General features: G+C 39.0%; 20 protein-coding genes. 15 read left to right on the top strand and 5 right to left on the bottom strand.

Annotated elements, in window-relative coordinates; all coding sequences use genetic code 11:
• Positions 1-25: 25 nt before the first annotated feature.
• The 3 genes from GTH25_RS14560 to GTH25_RS14570 are packed head-to-tail and all read right to left on the bottom strand — an operon-like array spanning position 26 to position 2,270.
• The gene (locus GTH25_RS14560) at positions 26-481 is read right to left on the bottom strand and encodes a tellurite resistance TerB family protein (RefSeq protein ID WP_075672880.1); all 456 of its coding nucleotides are present in this window, start codon (positions 479-481) and stop codon (positions 26-28) included.
• 25 nt (positions 482-506) lie between these two features.
• Complete coding sequence (locus GTH25_RS14565; RefSeq protein ID WP_075672879.1) at positions 507-1,685, bottom strand: TerD family protein; 1,179 nt, start codon at positions 1,683-1,685, stop codon at positions 507-509.
• The gene (locus GTH25_RS14570; RefSeq protein WP_072064329.1) at positions 1,686-2,270 is read right to left on the bottom strand and encodes a TerD family protein; all 585 of its coding nucleotides are present in this window, start codon (positions 2,268-2,270) and stop codon (positions 1,686-1,688) included.
• 323 nt (positions 2,271-2,593) lie between these two features.
• Here GTH25_RS14570 and GTH25_RS14575 point away from each other — a divergent pair, with 323 nt between their 5' ends.
• The 12 genes from GTH25_RS14575 to GTH25_RS14630 all read left to right on the top strand — a co-directional run bounded on the left by GTH25_RS14575 (position 2,594) and on the right by GTH25_RS14630 (position 15,002).
• A complete protein-coding gene (locus GTH25_RS14575; RefSeq protein WP_164530688.1) occupies positions 2,594-3,661 on the top strand; it encodes an ATP-grasp domain-containing protein in 1,068 nt (355 codons plus the stop codon).
• 14 nt (positions 3,662-3,675) lie between these two features.
• Positions 3,676-4,812: a phosphoribosyltransferase domain-containing protein gene (locus tag GTH25_RS14580; protein WP_171455342.1), complete on the top strand. Its 1,137-nt coding sequence runs from the start codon at positions 3,676-3,678 to the stop codon at positions 4,810-4,812.
• Positions 4,805-5,575 (top strand): HAD family hydrolase, encoded by a 771-nt coding sequence (locus GTH25_RS14585; protein ID WP_075672876.1) that lies wholly within the window; start codon positions 4,805-4,807, stop codon positions 5,573-5,575. The genes GTH25_RS14580 and GTH25_RS14585 overlap by 8 nt, the downstream gene beginning before the upstream one ends.
• 2 nt (positions 5,576-5,577) lie before the next feature.
• Positions 5,578-6,654 (top strand): cysteine protease StiP family protein, encoded by a 1,077-nt coding sequence (locus GTH25_RS14590; protein ID WP_099660225.1) that lies wholly within the window; start codon positions 5,578-5,580, stop codon positions 6,652-6,654.
• Positions 6,654-7,598, top strand: a complete 945-nt coding sequence (locus GTH25_RS14595) for an HpcH/HpaI aldolase/citrate lyase family protein (RefSeq protein ID WP_075672874.1) — start codon at positions 6,654-6,656, stop codon at positions 7,596-7,598. The genes GTH25_RS14590 and GTH25_RS14595 overlap by 1 nt, the downstream gene beginning before the upstream one ends.
• 285 nt (positions 7,599-7,883) lie before the next feature.
• Entirely contained in the window at positions 7,884-8,375 is a 492-nt protein-coding gene (locus GTH25_RS14600) for a tellurium resistance protein TerW (protein WP_075672873.1), read from the top strand.
• A 522-nt stretch (positions 8,376-8,897) separates the two neighbouring features.
• Positions 8,898-9,536, top strand: coding sequence for a vWA domain-containing protein (locus GTH25_RS14605; protein WP_075672660.1), 639 nt, complete (start codon positions 8,898-8,900; stop codon positions 9,534-9,536).
• A gap of 17 nt (positions 9,537-9,553) precedes the next feature.
• Positions 9,554-10,195, top strand: a complete 642-nt coding sequence (locus GTH25_RS14610; protein WP_075672661.1) for a TerD family protein — start codon at positions 9,554-9,556, stop codon at positions 10,193-10,195.
• On the top strand, positions 10,195-10,833 hold the full coding sequence (locus GTH25_RS14615; RefSeq protein WP_075672662.1) for a vWA domain-containing protein: 639 nt from the start codon (positions 10,195-10,197) through the stop codon (positions 10,831-10,833). Before GTH25_RS14610 ends, GTH25_RS14615 begins: the two co-directional genes overlap by 1 nt.
• A 105-nt stretch (positions 10,834-10,938) precedes the next feature.
• Positions 10,939-11,979, top strand: a complete 1,041-nt coding sequence (locus GTH25_RS14620) for a TerY-C metal binding domain-containing protein (RefSeq protein ID WP_075672663.1) — start codon at positions 10,939-10,941, stop codon at positions 11,977-11,979.
• A complete protein-coding gene (locus GTH25_RS14625; protein WP_075672664.1) occupies positions 11,979-13,475 on the top strand; it encodes a PP2C family serine/threonine-protein phosphatase in 1,497 nt (498 codons plus the stop codon). The genes GTH25_RS14620 and GTH25_RS14625 overlap by 1 nt, the downstream gene beginning before the upstream one ends.
• A 27-nt stretch (positions 13,476-13,502) precedes the next feature.
• The gene (locus tag GTH25_RS14630; protein ID WP_156734033.1) at positions 13,503-15,002 is read left to right on the top strand and encodes a helix-hairpin-helix domain-containing protein; all 1,500 of its coding nucleotides are present in this window, start codon (positions 13,503-13,505) and stop codon (positions 15,000-15,002) included.
• A gap of 64 nt (positions 15,003-15,066) precedes the next feature.
• Here GTH25_RS14630 and GTH25_RS14635 read toward each other — a convergent pair whose 3' ends face one another.
• A complete protein-coding gene (locus GTH25_RS14635) occupies positions 15,067-15,504 on the bottom strand; it encodes a TonB family protein (protein WP_075672666.1) in 438 nt (145 codons plus the stop codon).
• A gap of 257 nt (positions 15,505-15,761) precedes the next feature.
• Between GTH25_RS14635 and aes the strand changes: the two genes are divergently transcribed.
• Positions 15,762-16,730 carry an acetyl esterase gene (gene aes, locus GTH25_RS14640; protein ID WP_075672667.1) on the top strand — a complete coding sequence of 323 codons (969 nt, stop codon included), beginning with the start codon at positions 15,762-15,764 and terminating at the stop codon, positions 16,728-16,730.
• 12 nt (positions 16,731-16,742) lie between these two features.
• On the opposite strand, the gene GTH25_RS14645 is transcribed toward aes, so the two are convergent.
• A complete protein-coding gene (locus tag GTH25_RS14645; protein WP_075672716.1) occupies positions 16,743-17,456 on the bottom strand; it encodes an NUDIX hydrolase in 714 nt (237 codons plus the stop codon).
• A gap of 153 nt (positions 17,457-17,609) precedes the next feature.
• Between GTH25_RS14645 and GTH25_RS14650 the strand changes: the two genes are divergently transcribed.
• Both GTH25_RS14650 and GTH25_RS14655 read left to right on the top strand, forming a co-directional pair.
• Entirely contained in the window at positions 17,610-18,629 is a 1,020-nt protein-coding gene (locus tag GTH25_RS14650; protein WP_075672668.1) for an SPFH domain-containing protein, read from the top strand.
• On the top strand, positions 18,629-19,573 hold the full coding sequence (locus tag GTH25_RS14655) for a diacylglycerol kinase catalytic domain-containing protein (protein ID WP_075672669.1): 945 nt from the start codon (positions 18,629-18,631) through the stop codon (positions 19,571-19,573). The genes GTH25_RS14650 and GTH25_RS14655 overlap by 1 nt, the downstream gene beginning before the upstream one ends.
• Positions 19,574-19,575: the final 2 nt, after the last annotated feature.

Genomic DNA, 19,575 nt, shown 5'->3' on the forward strand with positions numbered 1-19,575 from the left:
TCCTGAACGGTTCCCTATAAATTAATTACAAACCAAATTCTGCGGGCTCAAAGCCTAATGCAATGGCAATAGCACGCACCGCTTCTTTTTCATCATTGTCAAAATCACCATCACTTTTCGCAACAGCAATACCGACACGAATAGCTAATTGCGCAGCTTCTGGCTGATCTTTCATTGCCAGAATATACTTCATGGTTTCGCCTTTACCGACTTCGGTATCAAACTCGAAACTCAGGATTAGCTTATTAAAGAATTCGATAACTTCAGAAGTATCAAATACTTTAAGTTCATCCGATGCTTTTAAAAAACCAAGCATCTTCTGTTTTTCTTCAGAACTTACACCGTCACTAGCAATGGCGATACGTGCACAAATCGCAACAGTACCTTGCATAAATTTTTTATTTTTAAAGCGACCAACTTGCTTGGCTAACTCAGAACGGCCTGTATTAAAACCTTCTTTTAATTTGTTAAAAAAACTCATGTTATTTTTCCTTATATCAATTTGATCACTTAGAGCCCGCTGTCCAGCGAAACCCCCACCCGTACGCATTATCCATATCACGGTGGCCTTTAAAAAACTCATTGAGACGTTCAACTTTTATTGATCCGTTCTCATTAACGAGTCGGGCAATCGCACACATGCCACGACCATTATTACCATCAGTTAAGCGTGTTTCGATAGGTGGTTGATCTGGCACATGAATAGTGACCACACCATCAGTCTTGCTCCAATTCGGCACACCTTCATAAATAAACGCGAAAATCAGTACTTGCTTGATATTTTTCCATTCACGCCCATTCACAAAGATCCATTCACCACCAGCAACATCACCGGTGCGATCATCGCCTTGTAATTCAACATAAGGAATACGATTAAAATCGCCAAACCCGTTTCCTAATGCCTGAATAACAGATTTATGCCCTTGTTGAAGTTCGACGAATGCACCAATATCTAAGTCGATACCTTTATTGCCACCGAACAATCCACCTAATAACCCAGAGCCCCCGCTTTTGCTTTCACGATGCCAATCAAGGTTGATTCGAATTTTACCGAAGTCATCTTTCTTCGTGAGGCTGATCGCTGGTTTCTCTTTGGTTAAAGAGACCTTACTCAAGTTCACCGAACTTGGCGCTGGCGTTGGAGCTGGCGCCGGTTTCGGTGTTGGTGCTGGTGCTGGCGTTGGAGCAGGATCTGCAATATCAACACCAAAATGTTCAGCAAGTGGTTTTAAACCGCCGTTAAATCCTTGAGCAATAAAACGGAACTTCCAACTACCATTACGACGATACAATTCACCTAAAATTAATGCTGCTTCTGGACGACCGTTAATATCAACATTACCGTTCGCTACAACTTCGTTATTAGCATCAACTTGAATCGATAATCGTTGTAAATTTGCAATTGTTTGCTGGCCATCACAGGTTGCCGTAAACGCAATTTTTTCAACATCTGGACGTAAACGGGTTAAATCTATGGTAAATGATGTGCTGTTACCTGCCGTGGCATAAATAACAGTACGATCATCACTCGCAGTTTGCCCATAAAACACCATATCGGAGTCGCCATTCACTTTACCTGACGCATAAAGTCTAAAAGCAGAAACATCAACAGGTGCACCTGATTGAATTCTAACGATTAATGTTTGATTAGGAACAGGTAAGTTCCCACCTGGAGTCATATTCATTTATCGCACCACCGTAGCCACAATATCAGGCATCATGTCGTTAATAACACGACCTTTACAAGGCGCACCAAACGCAGTGAAATCCCATTGACCATGATTACGTTGCAAAGAAGCAATCACGATACCTGTATGAGAGCCTTGCTCTGTTAAGGTATAACGGACTAACTCTTTGTTAGTTGTTTTATCAACAACACGGCAGAATGCGTTTTCAACTTCATTAAATGTTTGTCCACGGAAACTATTTACTGTGAATACCAAATATTCAACATTTGTCGGTAAACGATCTAAATCAACGAAAATTGTTTCATCATCACCATCACCGTCACCAGTTAAGTTATCACCAGAGTGAATAACTGACTGACAACTTGATTTTAATTTTCTAAACCAAATGGTATCGATTTGATTGCCACTTGCGTCAAGCAATACGCAACTTGCATCTAAATCAATAGAACCACCACCACCAAAAAGACCGCCTAATAATCCTTTTTTCTTAATCGGATCCCAGCCCAAACCAAACATTAAATGGCTCAGTGTAGGTGCTTGTTTACTGAGAGAAACTGTTTGATTCTTGCTTAATGAAACCATAATTAAATTCCTTCAGAGGTAGAGTGAAACAATAACGCCATTTGTGATTAAATCCATATCATGAAAATCATCATATCATGATGAAGTACATGAGCAAGACTATTTTTCTCACTTAAACTTAAAGTTTTGTCAATTAATTGATATTAATGATATTTTTATTGTAATAAATGTTAAAAATACAAGAAAACAATAATAATAATGTAATTAATCACTCGATTTTAAAACTAACTTAAATAAATCATATTATGATTGACACTGTTCTTCGAAATCTTCATGATTATAGGCATCAAACCCTACACTTTTATTTCACGGTATACAGCGTAATGAATAACACAATTTGGTTTATGGAAGGTTTATCATCACAACGCGATATAATTCAAAGTGTTAAAGACTTTGCAAAACAGCAGCACCAAGAGATCTTTGTGCTTGCATCTCATCGTCATACTCGAAATGAGATTTTATCGCTTGCTGATGGGGCTTTTTATGAACCTCTTGAAGAGACATTACGCTTAAAATTTATCGCTGATGTTGTAAAACAGCACCAAGTCAGTGTCATTCACACGGGCCGTAATAGCGCATGGTTTGAATTACATCGCCAAGAAATTGAGTCGTTGGGGGTCAAATTAACAACCGGAGCCACACAACTTGAACAGCTTCAGTTAGCTGATAATAAAGTCGCCTTTGCACAAGCAATGGAACAATGTGGACTTCCCACGGTACCTTCTATTTACATTGAATCGATCGATGACTTAAAAGAGCATATAAAAGAGCCTCCTTTTGGTGAAACTCCTTTATGTATCAAACCTGTAAAAGGGATTTATGGCATGGGTTTTTGGCGTTTTGATAATCAAGTTTCGCCGATGGCACTGTTTAATCACCCAGAAAATCGCCAAGTCAATCCTCAACAATATCTTGATGCATTAAAAGCGGTTGAGCGTTTTGAACCTTTAGTCTTAATGCCTTATTTACCGGGTCCAGAATACTCGGTGGATATGGTGGTTGAGCAAGGTAATGTTATTGCCGCTGTTGCTCGACGCAAAGAGGGTGCAATACAGCATTTGGAAATTTCAGGTGAAGCTTATGAATTAGGTAAAGCGTGCGCAACAGCGATGAAAGCCGATGGGCTTGTGAATGTGCAGACTCGAAATAATCATCAAGGTCGCCCGCTCTTACTTGAAATTAATATGCGCCCTTCTGGTGGTATTGGTTATACCCAACATTGTGGAATTAACCTTGCAGGTATTTTTGCTTTACGCCAATTAGGATTAATGAGTATTGAAGAGGCTCAAGCCCAAAATAACCATTTTACACCAACAAAAATACGCTCAATCACCGATTCTATTGTTTTCAATTCAACGTTAACAAACTTAATCAGTACGGATAATAATTAATAATGAAAAATAGTATGAGTGACTCATCCGTTTATCGTCGCCCTCTTTCTTGTGGCACATTAAGTGTGACGCCAAATTGCCCTATTGAGTTACTTGATGAATTATTTGATATTGCAGAAAGACGCAATCCTAAGCGTGCATTTTTATTTGTCAGTAAAGTATTGGGGCGTCATATTCCTGTTTCACCGAAAAAAATGCGTGAAACCTATCAAAAGCTTGCCGGTCAATTTCCTGACTCACTTGAAGGCCCTATTCTGTTTATTGGTATGGCAGAAACCGCAGTCGGTTTAGGTGCTGGCGTTTTTGATGAAGTGAGAAATCGCTATCAAAAAGCCATTTATTTAACATCAACACGTCATCCTGTTGATCAGGGTGAATTGCTGTGTGAATTTAAAGAAAATCACAGCCACGCGACCGATCACTTACTCTATTTGCCTAAAACAGCAGAGCAACGCCAGTGGGTACAACAAGCAAAAACGGTTGTATTAATTGATGATGAAGCCACTACGGGTAATACCTTTATTAACCTGCTTTCAGCACTACGTGAAGAAGGCGGATTAACCCATATTGAGCAGGTTATCGCTGTAACCTTGACTGATTGGAGTGGTGATTCTATTGCTGAGCGCTCTCCATTACCGATTAAGACTCTCTCTTTAGTTCAAGGGAAATGGCAATGGGATGCCGATCCGAATGCGCCTTTACCTGTTATGCCTAATGTTAATATTACTGCATCCGGGCAAGTTGCGATCACCGGTAAACAGAGCTGGGGTCGATTAGGAATGACAACACCGGCAAGCGATCTAGGCTTATCCATCAATGCTTCTTTGGGTGAAAAGATCCTTGTTTTAGGATCAGGAGAATTTGTCTGGGAACCGTTCTTACTCGCTGAACGTCTTGAAAAACAAGGTGCTATCGTAAAATATAGCTCGACAACCCGTTCACCTATTTCAACTAATTTTGCTATTCAATCAGCGATTACATTTACTGATAATTATGGTTTAGGTATTCCTAACTTCGTCTATAACGTGGCTCATCAACAATTTGATCGCATTTTGCTTTGTTGTGAAACACCAGCCGAAAGTATTGACCAACAACTGATTGAAGCCCTCAATAAAGTTGCCCCTATTGTTGAGGTAATCAGTTATGACTAAGCCTGTTATTTTAACTGATCTCGACGACACCTTATTTCAAACGCGCCGTAAAATGGTCGATGAGTTAGCGCTAGAACCCTATAAAACCGGTGCGCTCGACAGAAGCTTAGAACCCCGTAGCTTTATGACTCAAGAGCAAGCCATGCTTGTCGATTGGATGTTAGAGCACGCAGATTTAATTCCAGTTACTGCGCGCGGAACGGAAGAAATAAGCAGAGTCACCATTGCGTTTCATTCTTGGGCGATCACCACACATGGTGCGGTGATCTTAACGCCTGAAGGTAATGCAGATACACAATGGCAAAACCATATCATTCAAAGCTTATCGCCTTATACACAGCGTTTGCTGACGCTACAACAATCAATTACACAATTGATGGCACAGAGAAATATTGATGGTTGGGCACGTATTAATTATGAATATGGTGATTTGCCTATTTATTTAGTCATGAAGCATAACGATAGCACTCGCTTAGACGAGCTATACGCCATAGGTGATGAAATAGAAAAAACATTTTCAACCGACGGTTTTTATATTCATCGCAACAGCAACAATATTGCTTGGTTACCCGAGCCTATCGAAAAAGGCAAAGCTGTCACCTATTTGCTCAATAAATTAAAAGCTGAGCGAGGTGTTTTCCCTGTGATTGGACTTGGTGACAGCCTTAGTGATCATCGCTTTATGAAATTATGCAGTTGGTATGGGCTTCCTCGCCAAAGCCAATTTGCAGATGCGATTAACACAAAAATTTTTGGAGAATAAACATGATGGATCATAAGCCATTTTCTGGCTCTTATGTATCAGGTGATGTCGATTTCCTACTTCAACCGGTGAATATAGAAATGACACCCGTTGAGTTAAAAGAAGAGCTGATACAGTCGGGTAAACTCCACTATTCTGACATGCTAAGCCAAGAGCCAGAGCCAACAACGTGGCATTTAGATCTCTTTGAAAAAGCACTGGAAACAGGTGCAACACGTTTAGCAACTGAAGTCATCATGTTGGCTAAATCACTGATTGAACGCTTTGGTGATACCCCAATAATCCTAACAAGCCTGGTTCGTGCAGGTGTTCCTTTAGGCGTCATGTTGCAACAAACATTGCGTAAAATGGGAAAAAACTCTTATCACTACGGTATTAGTATTATTCGAGATAGAGGTATTGATAGTGAAGCTCTTTCATGGATAGAACAACGCCATGGTACAGAAGGTATTGTTTTTGTTGATGGATGGACAGGAAAAGGCGCTATTACAGGTGAACTTATTCGTTCATTATCAGGACGAAAAGGTTATCCACCTCAACCTCGTCTTGTCGTCCTTGCTGATCCTTGTGGCTGTGCATGGTTAAGTGCCAGCGATGAAGATTGGCTTATCCCTTTTGGGATCATGGGTGCACCTGTTTCAGGATTAATTTCACGTTCAATTTGGACTGAAAAAGGCTTTCACGGTTTTGTGGATTGCCAACATTTAAAACAGTATGAATGCAGTCGTTACCTTGTTGATACTGTTGGAAAAGTCGTTGATGCATTAATTGATAACGATATTCCACTCGCCACATTTAAAGAACAACAATCAGACTTAAAAAAGCTGAGCGAAAACGTCGTTAGTTCACTTGCAAACAAATATGATATTTCAAATATCAATCGTATAAAACCCGGTATTGCTGAAGCCACACGCGCTGTTTTACGCCGTGTACCTGACCATGTTCTTGTAAGAGAAATAACCGATCCTGATGTTGCGTTACTGGTTTATCTTGCGCAGGAAAAAAATATTGCTGTTATTGAGGCAGGGCAAGCGCTTGGTCAATATCGTGCAGTGACTATCATTAAAAAGGTGAAATAATGATTGAACGATTATCCCCGTGGAATTTAGGGGCAACGCTTTATATGCCTGCAACACGAACAGATATCGCAACAACAATCATCAACCAGAAAATTGAAGGGTTACGCTCTTTAATTATCTGTTTAGAAGATGCCGTGAGTGATGCCGATATTCCTGTTGCGTTAGAAAATTTGGCCACGTTATTAAATACCTTAGTAGAACACAAAAAAAACAGTGATTGTAGCCATTGGCCACTACTGTTTATTCGCCCTCGTCACACTGAAATGGGTCAATGGATCACTGAAAACCTTGATGTCAGTGCTATAGATGGTCTTGTTTTGCCTAAATTCACGCAAGCTTCTCTGCCAATTTGGTGGAATATTATTGAAAATACGCATTTATGTATGATGCCAACACTTGAAACAGAAGAAGTGTTTGATGTTATTCAAATGACAGAGCTTGCAAACCATCTATTAACTCACCCTTGCCATAATAGAATTATCGCATTACGTATTGGTGGCAATGATTTAATGAATGTTATTTCTCTTAGACGTAATCGCCAATTAACACTTTATGATGGCCCAATGGGTTACGTGATAAAAATGTTGGTTGCTGTCTTTGGTGCTCGCCAGTTCGCCCTTACTGCGCCTGTTTGTGAGCATATTGATGATCATCATATTATGGATAAAGAGCTGGCACTTGATATTGCCAATGGCCTTGTTGGTAAAACGGCAATTCATCCAAAGCAAATTCATAAAATTGAACAAGCACTCATGGTGCCTCAATCTGATCATTCAGATGCATTGCGTATTTTAAATTCAACACAAGCCGTCTTTAAATCACAAGGTGCAATGTGTGAACCGGCAACACATCGTCGTTGGGCATTAAGTATTTTAACTAGAGCTAAAATTTATGGCATTATTCCTAACCAACAAAATAATGCTCAACGTTTTAACGCAACATAAAATACTTTATAACGGGCAGTAATCTCTATGAGATAAAATAATTATCTTATATTGATATCGATTTATAAGTGTCTAGTTAAAGCATGTTATCTTTAACTAGAACTTATAAGAGTAACGCAAACTTTTTATTTAAAAAAAAGTATATATTTTTTATTTCAATTATTAATTTATACTACATTTAATAGGAAGCTTATTTTATTTATCCTTGTCAACAAAGAACAAGAATAATAGAAATGATTGCTGAATATTTTAACACACGAATGACATAATAAGTGGTAACTAAGCATGCAATTAAGCACTCGACAGGTCAGAGTCTTTACACTGGCAACCCTTTTAAGCTCAGGAAAAAAGGTTCCAACCATTAAGATTATTTCCGCTCTTGAATGCTCAGAGCCTACGTTAACGCGCGTTTTAAAAGAGATAAGAGATTCTTATGGCGCTGAAATAAAGTACAGCAAAGCTTCTCGCGCATATCAAATGACTGAACGAGGTCAACTCGATAGTAAAGCATTACGCCGTATGCGTGAGGCATTATCTGCCAGTGAAGATCTTCGCCACAATGGAATGACAAGCCGAGTTTATCTCGATAAAGATAAGAAAAAATCAGTTTCACTTTCATTAAAAATGTCGGCATTACGTAAGATTGATAGATTATCTTATTTAAAGAATTCCACACGTAGTGAAGCTGTTGAATTATTAGTTGATCACTATATTGAAAATTTAATTCAATCAACACTTGCTGAAATAGCCGAGAAAGAAAAAGAAAAAAAGAATTAAAAATAGATAATAAAAAGTGACTTGATACTTCGGTATCAAGTTATTTTTCATAAGCCAATAAAAATGAAAAATATATATAAAAACCTATTTAATAAATTTAATTTATATATTAAATCTTAATCTTATTCTATTTTAAATTACGTTAAAAATAGAATTCACCAATACGCTAACATTTTGAATTAATTATTTTTTCATAATTTTTATTGTTTTTAATTAAATAGTATTTATACCTAGTCATTATAAGTCAATCATTTAGCATCATTCTTATTGTGATGGCATAATAAAAAATATTTTCTTTAATAAAATTAAATCACTTAACCACTCAATTTAAGAGTGAAAGACAGCTTAATTACTCTTTTATTTTACTTTTCAAATTATCTTTATTCAGATTAATAATATTGGACAATCATCACTGCGTTTTTTCCCTAATTTAATTAAACTAAGCATTATCTCAATTAAACACCTTCATGAGTCGGTTAGTATATTAATCGCTTATTTCTATCTCACTCACAGGATAAATGCATGAGAAGATTGCCAGTTTACCTTTTACTTGATACATCAGGTTCTATGTATGGAGAACCTATTGCAGCAGTAAAAAATGGCGTTGAAATGCTCTTATCAACACTACGCCAAGATCCTTACGCATTAGAAACTGCTTATATTTCTATCATCACCTTTGATTCAACCGCACAACAGATTGTGCCACTCACTGATTTAATTAATTTTAAAGTACCTGATTTAGTCGCAAGTGGAACAACTGCATTAGGTTCAGCGCTAACTTTAGTTTCTAGTCGTATTGAAAAAGAAGTACAAAAAACCACAGCTGAAACAAAAGGCGATTGGCGCCCATTAGTTTTTGTGATGACAGATGGCGCCCCCACAGACGATTGGAAAAAAGGCGTTGAGAAATTTAAAGCGGCACGCACGGGTGTTGTTATTGCGTGTGCGGCAGGACGAGCAGCACAAACTGATGTGCTCAAAAATATCACCGAAATTGTATTACAGCTAGATACTGCGGACTCTAACACCATTAAGTCATTCTTTAAGTGGGTTTCAGCCAGTATTTCTGTCGGTAGTCAAAAGGTCGATTTAACAAAGAAAGATATTAGTGATCTTGATGACTTACCACCGCCACCTCCTGAGGTTAACGTTGTACTTTAAATAAAAAAGGAATGAATATGTCTGTTAGTTTAAAAAAAGGACAAGGTGTTAGTTTAAAGAAAAATGAATATGACCTTTCCTCTGTCACTATCGGTTTAGGCTGGGATATCAACGAAGAAAAACGTGGATTTCTTGGTGGGCTTTTTGGTAAAAAAAGTGAAGAATACGATTTAGATGTTATCGCCTTTTTATGTGGCGAAAACGGTAAAGTTAACGATTTGGGACAAATTGAAGGCGGACAACCTTCCCTCGTCAATGGCGATATTATTTTCTTTAATAGCTTACAACACAAATCTGGACAGATTTGGTTAACGGGTGATAACCGAACCGGCGCAGGCGATGGAGACGATGAGCAGATCATCGTGAAATTAAACACTCTTGATCCTAAATTTACCAAAATTGTCTTTATTGTTCAGATTTACAATGGTCGAGAGCTACAACAACACTTCGGTAAAGTACAAAACGCCTTTATCCGCGCTGTTGATGCCCAAAATATCGAAATGGCTCGTTTTGATTTATCTGGAGGTGAAGCCTTCAACAACCAACGTTCAATGCTGTTTGCTGAATTAGTCAGAGAAGAAAATGGCTGGAAACTTAACGCCATTGGCGAGCCTTCAAGTTCAGATAGCTTCATTTCTTACTTAAAGGACTTCACCTAATGAGAAGACTTCCCGTTTACCTATTAATTGATACTTCAGGATCAATGAGAGGTGAATCTATTCATGCAGTTAACGTAGGGATACAAACAATGCTTAATGCATTGAGACAAGATCCTTACGCATTAGAAAGTGTGCATATCTCCATCATTACCTATGATAATGAGGCACGCGAATTTATCCCATTAACCGCATTAGAAGATTTCCAATTCTCTGATATCACTGTGCCGAGTTCTGGCGGTACTTTTACGGGTGCAGCGCTGGAGTGTTTAATCAAGTGTGTCGATCGTGATATTAAACGCTCTGATGGTGACCAAAAAGGTGACTGGCGTCCCCTCGTCTTTTTAATGACCGATGGCACACCTTCAGATGCTTACGCCTATGGTGAAGCGATTAAAGAAGTGAAAAAACGTTCATTTGGTTCGATCATCGCTTGTGCTGTTGGCCCGAAAGCCAAACACGATCACCTTAAAGAACTCACATCTCAAGTAGTGGCTTTAGAAACGCTAGACTCCAATGCCTTCTCTGGCTTCTTTAAATGGGTTTCTGCCAGTGTTGCATCCGGCAGTTCAAGTGCAGGCGTGAATACGGATAAAGATACCCTACCGCCACCACCTCCTGAAATCCAACTGGTACTGTGATCCGCAAAAGCAAAGCGCTTCAAAAGGCTTTGCTTTTATTTTATTCAGGCTTTGGTTTATTCATCACAATACATAACAGCCACAATAAAGTGATAAGGTACAACAATGAGAAGGCTACCCATTTTCTTTGTTTTAGATTGTTCAGAATCGATGATTGGTGAAAACCTAAAAAAGATGAATGACGGTCTAACCACTATTATTAGCGATCTACGGCGTGATCCGCACGCCCTTGAAACTGCTTATGTTTCTATTATCGCCTTTGCTGGTGTTGCAAAAACGATTGTTCCACTCACTGAAGTCGTCTCTTTTTACCCACCACAACTACCATTAGGAGGAGGCACTTCATTAGGCAGTGCATTACGAGAACTTTCTCACCAAATCGACACTCAAGTAAGAAAAACCACGCTTGAGCAAAAAGGCGATTGGAAGCCTGTCGTTTACCTTTTAACAGATGGCAGGCCTACCGATGATTACGCACAAGAGATCAAGCGCTGGAAAGATCACTACGCCAACAAAGTTAACTTAATTGCGATTGGATTAGGCTTAAGTGCAGACTTACATGTACTGTCGCAATTAACTGAAAATGTACTGTTATTTACCGAAGCACAAGAAGGCGATTTTACTCGTTTTATTAAATGGATAACGATGTCAGTGGTTTCTCATAGCCGAAGTGTTGGCGAAGAGCCACCACCACTTTTAAGTCAAACAGAGCATATTGTTCGTCTTGCAAAAGATGATGTCGCGCGTGCTTATGATGAATCTTGTGTCACTTTTGTCGGTCGTTGTAGCCACACACGCTCACCTTATTTAATGAAATATGAACGGCCTCCCATGAAAGCTTCAGGGCTGGATTTTAATCTTAATCTTAATGGCTTTAACTTAACGGGTTGCTACACCTTAAATGAAGATTACTTTGCATGGAGTGATCTCAGCGCCACCGCATATCAAGTTAATACTAGTGAACTTCATGGCACTCCAGGTTGTCCTTATTGTGGCAATGCCACTGCTTTTGCCGTTTGCCAATGTGGCAAATTGCTCTGTGTAAATGGCCCTGAAACCGTTATTTGCCCTTGGTGTGATAACAACATCACCTTTGGGGATAACAGCAATCAATCTGACTTTGATGTCACACGAGGTAAAGGCTAATGGATAAAAAAGCCCTACTCACAAAACTGATTATTGATGACACACTGACACAACAGCGTATTCCTGTACATGAAGAGTTGGTTATTGCGCTGTATGAAGATATGGAAATCGCTCAACATATTGATTTTATTATTGATAGAATCAAAACAAAAACAGCAGAAAAAATAACAACGCAAGACAAAGCACAACCTATTCTTCTGTTATTACCACCAGCCCGCGATTTAGCCTCTGAAGAAACATCGTTGCCAGAAGAGAGCCTATTAAAACCGGGACAAATTCCAACACACTCATCGCCAATGCCAACAGAAAAACCGATTATTCAACGTCCTACGGCAAAAATTACCCTCTCTAATGCCAAAGTAGGTACCGCATTTAACTCCACGCTCAATATCGAGCTAGATACCCTCGAAATTGCCGAAATTGAAGCGGTTAATTTCCCTGAAGCACTTGGAATAAGTTTTGATCCTGAAAGTCGTTGCTTAGTAGGTATGCCAACAAAAAGTGGCAATTTCACATTGGTTGTCCATTGGTCTGTTAATAGCACTCGCTATCACAATGACGTCTTATTAATCATCAATCCTGATCCTCGTAGCTTATGGCAAATCAACGAGCCTCCCGCAGACAGCCCTTATCCCAAAGCACATATAGATAGCAAACTTATTCTTGAAGAAGATATTCGTATTGCAGGTGCTAGCCGTCGCGGTCGCTCTCATGAACATGCAGGCACATTCCGTGATGATGATTTTTATATTCACCACGATGAGCAAAGCCAGTGGAATATTTTAATTGTCGCAGATGGTGCGGGTAGTGCACGCTATTCTCGTGAAGGTTCACGCATTGCTATCAATACCGTAAGCCACTATTTAAAATCACAGCTAAGTGAGGGGAATGAAGCGTTTAAACCTCATCTTGAAGCCATCCATCAATGGAATGACAATAATGCCATTAATAAAGTAGGAAACTTCTTTGCTCAACTCTTTCGTAATGCAGCACAATTGGCAGTTAATAACCTCAAAAACGAAGCCATTCATATTAATGAACCGGTAAAATCTTTTTCGACTACGTTATTAGCCACGGTTTCTTTGCGTATCAATGATGAGTTATTTGCTGCCTCATTTTGGATGGGAGATGGTGCAATTGCGGCTTATGGACCCGCCGGAAAAGTGCGCATTTTAGGTATTCCTGATAGTGGTGAATATGCAGGACAAACCCGTTTTCTTGATGATAGTGCGCTCAACGATGCTGAGTTTAATCGACGCATTATTATTGGTAAGTGGAAAGAAATTTCACATCTTATTTTAATGACGGATGGGGTGTCTGATCCTGTATTTGAAACAGATAATGGCTTACAAGATCCCAATAAATGGGCTGCACTCATTGATGAAATATCGCCTTGTTTAGCCTCTCCTGAAAATGCAGATAAAGCATTGGCTGAATGGCTGAATTTCTTTTCAGCAGGCAATCACGATGACCGCACTCTGGTTGTGGCCTGGTAATCATAAAAGAGAGAATGGGTGAATTTCATGTCAGAGATCATTACCTGTACAACGCAAAGTGGAAAAACAGTTCAGTACGTCAATGAAATTATTGGCTCTGGCTCAATGAAAGATGTCTATTTTTCCCCTGACCGAAGCTATGTTGTTGCCTTCTATAAAACAAAACAGAATGCACAAGCCAAAGAGAGAATCGATATGATCACAGGCTCTTATCGACATAATATCTTTGAGCAAAGTGGCGGAGAATATTGGAAAAACCTATTTTGTTGGCCAACAGATGTTGTCGAACATCAAGGCAAAATTGGTATTGTTGTTCCGACTTATCAATCCCACTTTTTCTTTAAATATGGTTCTAAAAATAATGACTTTTTGGCGATAAAAGGTCGAGAAAAAGAAGGTAAATGGTTTGCAAGTGCCAACAACCAAAATAAATTTCTCGATCCTCGCGAAAGAGGCAATCTATTAAATTATCTGAAAGTTTGTTTATTGCTCTCTCGAGCCGTTCGCCGAATGCATGCAGCAGGCTTATGCCATAGTGATTTAAGCTATAAAAACGTCCTTATTGATCCTGAGCAAGGTCATGCTTGTGTCATTGATATTGATGGTTTAGTGGTTCCTGGTAAATACCCACCTGATGTTGTGGGAACACCTGATTTTATTGCACCAGAAGTGGTAAAAACCAGTCATTTACCGAAAGAAGATCCTAACCGTATCTTGCCAAGCATTACGAGCGATAGACACGCGCTCGCCGTATTAATCTATATGTATCTGTTTTATCGTCATCCATTACGTGGTGGCAAAATTCACGATCTTGATGATGAAATGCGTGATGAAACACTGTCTATGGGTGAAAAAGCGCTGTTTATTGAGCATCCAACCGATCGTAGTAATGCGGTCAAATTGAATCAGGTAAAACCGTCATCTCTCCCTTGGGCAGATCCTGAAAAAATCCCATACACGATTATGGGGCCGTACCTAACGCCTCTTTTTGAAAGAGCCTTTATTACAGGGTTACACGATCCTTCACAACGCCCTACCGCAGATGAATGGGAAACCGCTTTAGTCAAAACGGTAGACTTAGTTCAACCTTGTCAGAACAAAGATTGTGAACAGCAATGGTATGTTTTTTCAGGAAAGACTCAGCCTGTTTGTCCTTATTGTCATACACCATATAAAGGGCAATTGCCGATTTTAAATCTCTACTCTTCACGTAAAGCTGGTAGTTTTAGACCCGACGATCACCGCTTAATGGTTTGGAGTAATCAATCACTGTTTCCTTGGCATGTTAATCGCCTTATTGCACCTAATGAACGCACCACTGATGAACAGAAAAAGCGTGTAGGTTATTTTGTTTATCACAATTCAACATGGTGGCTTGTTAATGAGCGTATTGATGGATTAATGGTATTGCCAGAGAAAAAGCAGATAGCAATTGGCGATAAAATTGCGTTAACCGATGGATTGCAATTTGTGTTATCGACAGAAGAAGGCGGGCGACTGGTTGTGGTGCAACTAGTGTCAAATTAATAAAGTAAGAGAATAATCCGTTTAATTTATTGGCGGGTTATTCTCTTTTTTTATGGTATTAAATTTAATTTTTAGCTCCAAGCTTAAATTCTATAACTAAATTTAAATCTTTTGCTGGTTTTCCTGTTTCATAGCGCCATTGTTCCATAGCATGAATAAGTGACAAACCAAAAACATCCACTAAAGGGGAATCTAACAGCCTAATATTTTGTACATGCCCATTTTCATCAACATCAAATTTCGCCTTTAATCCACCTTCAATGCCTTGAGTAGCCGCTTTTACAGGATAAGTAGGTAATGGATGTGATAAATTCTTAGGATAATTTTTAACCGTAAGATTTGACTCTTTTATTTCACTTTCAGTCATTTTCTCTGGTTCATCGGCTAATTTTGTTTTCAATAACAAATTAGATTGAGCATCCGGCTGTATTGATTGAGTAGCACATCCATTTAGTAAAATGGTGCTACAAAATAAACTTAAAATAGCTAATTTTATTTTCATTTTTCGTTTCTAAAATAAGATTAAGTATTAAAACACAATAACACATATCATAATCATTTCTATTCTCAGATCTATGTTTAGTTAAGAAAAACTGTGCAATTAATCCTATTTTTGCCATTTTATTTAAATCCAAGTCAGATCACATATTTACCTCTCACTCCTTCCATTTCGCGCTAACGTTCAATATTGGATATCAAGATCCCAGTTTATTAAGCCTCATTATTTACAATACCCCACAGTGATAATTGGAGGCATAAATGAAAACTAAAAATAAAATCAATGTGCTAGAACTTATTTCGCCAGAGATGAAGCAAGTTATGCAATTTTATGCAGATAATCCGCAACCTGCGCCAGAAAATGATGATTATCCATCAATGCGTCTTGCTTATAATCAAGATAGGCGTTATTGGAATGCGGATGCACCAGAGATGTTTAGCATACAAGATATTTCGGTGAGTACTTCTTATGGAAGTGTATTAACGCGTCTTTATAAACCCAAACAAAAAACACCCGCGACACTCTATTATCTGCATGGCGGTGGGTTTATTTTAGGAAATTTAGATACTCACGATCGCATTATGCGACTGCTTGCCTGCTATACCGGTTGTGCCGTTATTGGTATTGACTATTCATTGTCACCCGAAGCTCGCTATCCCCAAGCTATCGATGAATCGGCACAGGTTTGTCAGTATTATCATCAAAATGCAAAACACTATGATATCAATACACAATATATTGGTTTTGCGGGTGATTCTGCGGGTGCAATGTTATCTCTTGCTACTGTATTGTGGCTACGCGATAAACAAATTCACTGTGGAAATATCAGTGCTGTTTTGCTTTGGTATGGATTATATGGATTACGCGATTCCACCAGCCGTCGCCTTTATGGGGGAGAATGGGATGGATTGCGCCAGCAAGATCTAGAAGAATATGATAATGCATATCTAACCGCACTTGGCAGTCGCGATGCACCTTATTATTGCTTATTTAATAACGATTTAACGCAAGATATTCCGCCTTGCTTTATCGCCAGTGCACAATATGACCCACTTATTGATGATAGTGTGACACTATTTAAAACCTTAGAAACCCATCAATTAGCCTGTGAATATAAAATGTATCCAGGCACATTACATGCCTTTTTACACTACTCACGTATGATGAAAGTGGCTGATGACGCCATTCGAGATGGCGCTCACTACTTTGTCAAACAACTCGCTTTGTAAAACGTCAGCCTATTAAAACTCAAGATTTCGAATAAAACGATAATCCGCAGACGCTTCTTTGAGTCGATACAGACTTGCAGGGCGTCCTCTTTCTGCGCGTTTTTCTCCAGTATCAATTAATAAATCGGCTTGTTCGATGCGTCGTCTAAATGATTTTTTCTGGATCTCTTTCCCAATCAAAATTTCATGAACATGCTGTAACTCTGGCAAGGTAAACTCTTCAGGTAATGCAAATCCGGGAACAATCGAATAGAGTGATTTTTGCTTTAATCGCTCTCTTGCTTGAACAATTAATTCATGGTGATCAAACGCTAAGCTCTGTTGTGCAATCTCATCAATAGGACACCACATCACCGAATCCACGGTATCTATATGCGCTTCACAGGCTTGATGTGCAATCAACGCGGTATAACAAACCGTCACCGACCAACCTCTTACATCACGCTGGCTATTTCCCACTGAACAGAGTTGCTCAATATAAGGGGGAATCACGCCCGTTTTCTCTTTTAATTTTCTTAGCACCGTATCTTCAAGGCATTTATCTTGCACTTCGTCGACAAATCCACCGGGTAAACCCCATTTTCCTTTTTCAGGATGCTCTCCTCTTTTCACCAACAACACTTTTAACTGCTCTTCATGGTAAGTAAATAGTACGGAATCAACAGTGATCAGGGGTGATAGGAAATCACGACGGTTATAACTGGCTAAAAAATCTTGTTCATTCATGGCGTAAGTTTTATTAGAAGACGATGAAACTATTTTAAGCCTAAACAGCAAAAAATCAAATTTTGTCATAAAGACACTAAGTCAGTTGACAAGCATAGTGTCGATAGGACACAATCCAGTTATTGTCATAAGGACACTAACTGGAGAGACACTATGTTTAACTTAAATTACTTTAAAGCTGATTCATCAACATTCATTATCAAATCCGTCAATGGTAACGTTCGCCAACAAGGTAAAGGCTTGAGTTTTTGGTATAACTCCGCCACAACCTCCATTGCGGCATTACCATTAAACGCTCAAGAAGCACCTTTTATTTTTAACTTCCAAACCTCGGATTTTCAGGGGTTACGCATTCAAGGACAAATCTCATTTCAGGTTAAAGTACCTGAAAAAGCCGCAGAAGTACTCAACTTTAACTTAAGCAAAAATGGCAAATCGTATGCCTCTGAAGATCCACTCAAACTCAGTGATCGTGTTGTACGTATTGCACAAACCTTAATTCAAGCAAAGATCCAAAGTACACCGCTTAGAGAAGCGTTATTACTTAGCCAATCATTAGTGACTTTAGTGATGGAACAATTAATTGAACATCCCTCATTAGAGGCATTAGGTATTGCGATTTTAGATGTTTCTATTGCGGCAATCACACCATCGCCAGAAACCTTAAAAGCACTCGAAGCTGAAGCGAGAGAATCCTTACTGAAAGAAGCCGATGATGCCATTTATGCTCGTCGTAAATTCTCAGTAGAACAAGAGCGCACCATTAAAGAGGCTGAATTAGAAACCGATTTATCTGTTCAACGTAAACGCCAAGAGATTGAAGAAGCACGTTTAGAAAACGAACGTACATTACTACGCGAACAAGCTGAGATTGAAAAAGAACGCCTTGAAGCCAAAGTTAATGCGGAAGCAAAACGCAAAGAACTGGTCGCGTTAAGTGCTGAAAATCAGCGAACACAATCAGAAGCGGATGCTTATGCTATTGAAGCTACTATGCGTGCTTATCGTGAATTGCCCGTTGAGAACCTAAAAGCAATGGCATTAGCAAAAATGGACTCACAACAATTAATGGCAATGGCATTTGAAACCTTAGCACTGAATTCAGGAAAAATCGGCGAGTTAAATATCACACCTGATTTATTTAGCCAATTTATGAAAAAAGGCAGTAAATAATGCAACGTAACGAAGATTTTCGCTTTGTGCTGGTGATGAGAAAAAGCCGCTTACAGGAATTAATTGAGCGCTTTAATACTTGGTCACAAGCCAAATTCTATTTAGAACACAACAATGTTGAGGTAAAGGATTACCTCAATGAACACAATTTATATCAAAAGCAACTCACAGAAGCTGAGCTGATTTTAAAATCATTAGGACGATTTCAACTTTTAGAAAGAGGCTTATTACCTAGCTATCAATTCTCACCTCGCGATATTGTGGTGGTGATTGGTCAAGATGGGCTTGTTGCCAATACGCTGAAATACCTCAATGGACAGCCTATCATTGCCATAAATCCTGATCCTTCAAGATGGGATGGTAAATTATTACCCTTTGAAATAGGGCAATTAAAAGAGACAGTTATTAATACCATAAATAAAAAAATGCCCTTTAAAACGGTCACTTTTGCACAAGCGACAACCAATGATGGTCAATCCTTATTAGCGGTTAATGACTTATTTATTGGCCCTAAAAGCCACACTTCCGCACGGTATATTTTGCAATGGAATGGCACTGAAGAAGTGCAATCTTCATCAGGCATTATTGTGTCAACAGGATTGGGATCGACGGGCTGGTTTCAATCTATTCTTGCTGGTGCGATGGCAATTACAGGGGAAGCTTCACACCCTCTGTTACAAGGTTTTAGTTGGAGTGAACGAAAGCTACAATTTAGTGTAAGAGAGCCGTTTCCAAGTAGAACGACAGGTGTTGCACTAACTTTTGGCACTATTGAACCTGATTCACCACTGCAATTAGGATCTTTGATGCCAGAAAATGGCGTAATTTTCTCTGATGGCATCGAAGATGACTATTTACAATTTAATGCAGGTTGCATTGCCCACATTGGTATCGCTGACATACAAGGGCAATTAATTAGCCAAAAAGGACGTCAGCGAATTTAGAT

The organism is Proteus terrae subsp. cibarius (assembly GCF_011045835.1).
Lineage (GTDB): Bacteria > Pseudomonadota > Gammaproteobacteria > Enterobacterales > Enterobacteriaceae > Proteus > Proteus cibarius.

What these genes read in the sequence shown, in the direction of transcription:
- GTH25_RS14630 (WP_156734033.1), top strand. Translation starts at nt 13,503, where the DNA reads ATGTCAGAGATCATTACCTGTACAACGCAAAGTGGAAAAACAGTTCAG.
- GTH25_RS14580 (WP_171455342.1), top strand. Translation starts at nt 3,676, where the DNA reads ATGAGTGACTCATCCGTTTATCGTCGCCCTCTTTCTTGTGGCACATTA.
- GTH25_RS14560 (WP_075672880.1), bottom strand. Translation starts at nt 481, where the DNA reads ATGAGTTTTTTTAACAAATTAAAAGAAGGTTTTAATACAGGCCGTTCT.
- GTH25_RS14635 (WP_075672666.1), bottom strand. Translation starts at nt 15,504, where the DNA reads ATGAAAATAAAATTAGCTATTTTAAGTTTATTTTGTAGCACCATTTTA.
- GTH25_RS14565 (WP_075672879.1), bottom strand. Translation starts at nt 1,685, where the DNA reads ATGAATATGACTCCAGGTGGGAACTTACCTGTTCCTAATCAAACATTA.
- GTH25_RS14590 (WP_099660225.1), top strand. Translation starts at nt 5,578, where the DNA reads ATGATGGATCATAAGCCATTTTCTGGCTCTTATGTATCAGGTGATGTC.
- GTH25_RS14610 (WP_075672661.1), top strand. Translation starts at nt 9,554, where the DNA reads ATGTCTGTTAGTTTAAAAAAAGGACAAGGTGTTAGTTTAAAGAAAAAT.
- GTH25_RS14605 (WP_075672660.1), top strand. Translation starts at nt 8,898, where the DNA reads ATGAGAAGATTGCCAGTTTACCTTTTACTTGATACATCAGGTTCTATG.
- GTH25_RS14655 (WP_075672669.1), top strand. Translation starts at nt 18,629, where the DNA reads ATGCAACGTAACGAAGATTTTCGCTTTGTGCTGGTGATGAGAAAAAGC.
- GTH25_RS14620 (WP_075672663.1), top strand. Translation starts at nt 10,939, where the DNA reads ATGAGAAGGCTACCCATTTTCTTTGTTTTAGATTGTTCAGAATCGATG.
- GTH25_RS14575 (WP_164530688.1), top strand. Translation starts at nt 2,594, where the DNA reads ATGAATAACACAATTTGGTTTATGGAAGGTTTATCATCACAACGCGAT.
- GTH25_RS14585 (WP_075672876.1), top strand. Translation starts at nt 4,805, where the DNA reads ATGACTAAGCCTGTTATTTTAACTGATCTCGACGACACCTTATTTCAA.
- GTH25_RS14570 (WP_072064329.1), bottom strand. Translation starts at nt 2,270, where the DNA reads ATGGTTTCATTAAGCAAGAATCAAACAGTTTCTCTCAGTAAACAAGCA.
- GTH25_RS14615 (WP_075672662.1), top strand. Translation starts at nt 10,195, where the DNA reads ATGAGAAGACTTCCCGTTTACCTATTAATTGATACTTCAGGATCAATG.
- GTH25_RS14600 (WP_075672873.1), top strand. Translation starts at nt 7,884, where the DNA reads ATGCAATTAAGCACTCGACAGGTCAGAGTCTTTACACTGGCAACCCTT.
- aes (WP_075672667.1), top strand. Translation starts at nt 15,762, where the DNA reads ATGAAAACTAAAAATAAAATCAATGTGCTAGAACTTATTTCGCCAGAG.
- GTH25_RS14595 (WP_075672874.1), top strand. Translation starts at nt 6,654, where the DNA reads ATGATTGAACGATTATCCCCGTGGAATTTAGGGGCAACGCTTTATATG.
- GTH25_RS14650 (WP_075672668.1), top strand. Translation starts at nt 17,610, where the DNA reads ATGTTTAACTTAAATTACTTTAAAGCTGATTCATCAACATTCATTATC.
- GTH25_RS14645 (WP_075672716.1), bottom strand. Translation starts at nt 17,456, where the DNA reads ATGAATGAACAAGATTTTTTAGCCAGTTATAACCGTCGTGATTTCCTA.
- GTH25_RS14625 (WP_075672664.1), top strand. Translation starts at nt 11,979, where the DNA reads ATGGATAAAAAAGCCCTACTCACAAAACTGATTATTGATGACACACTG.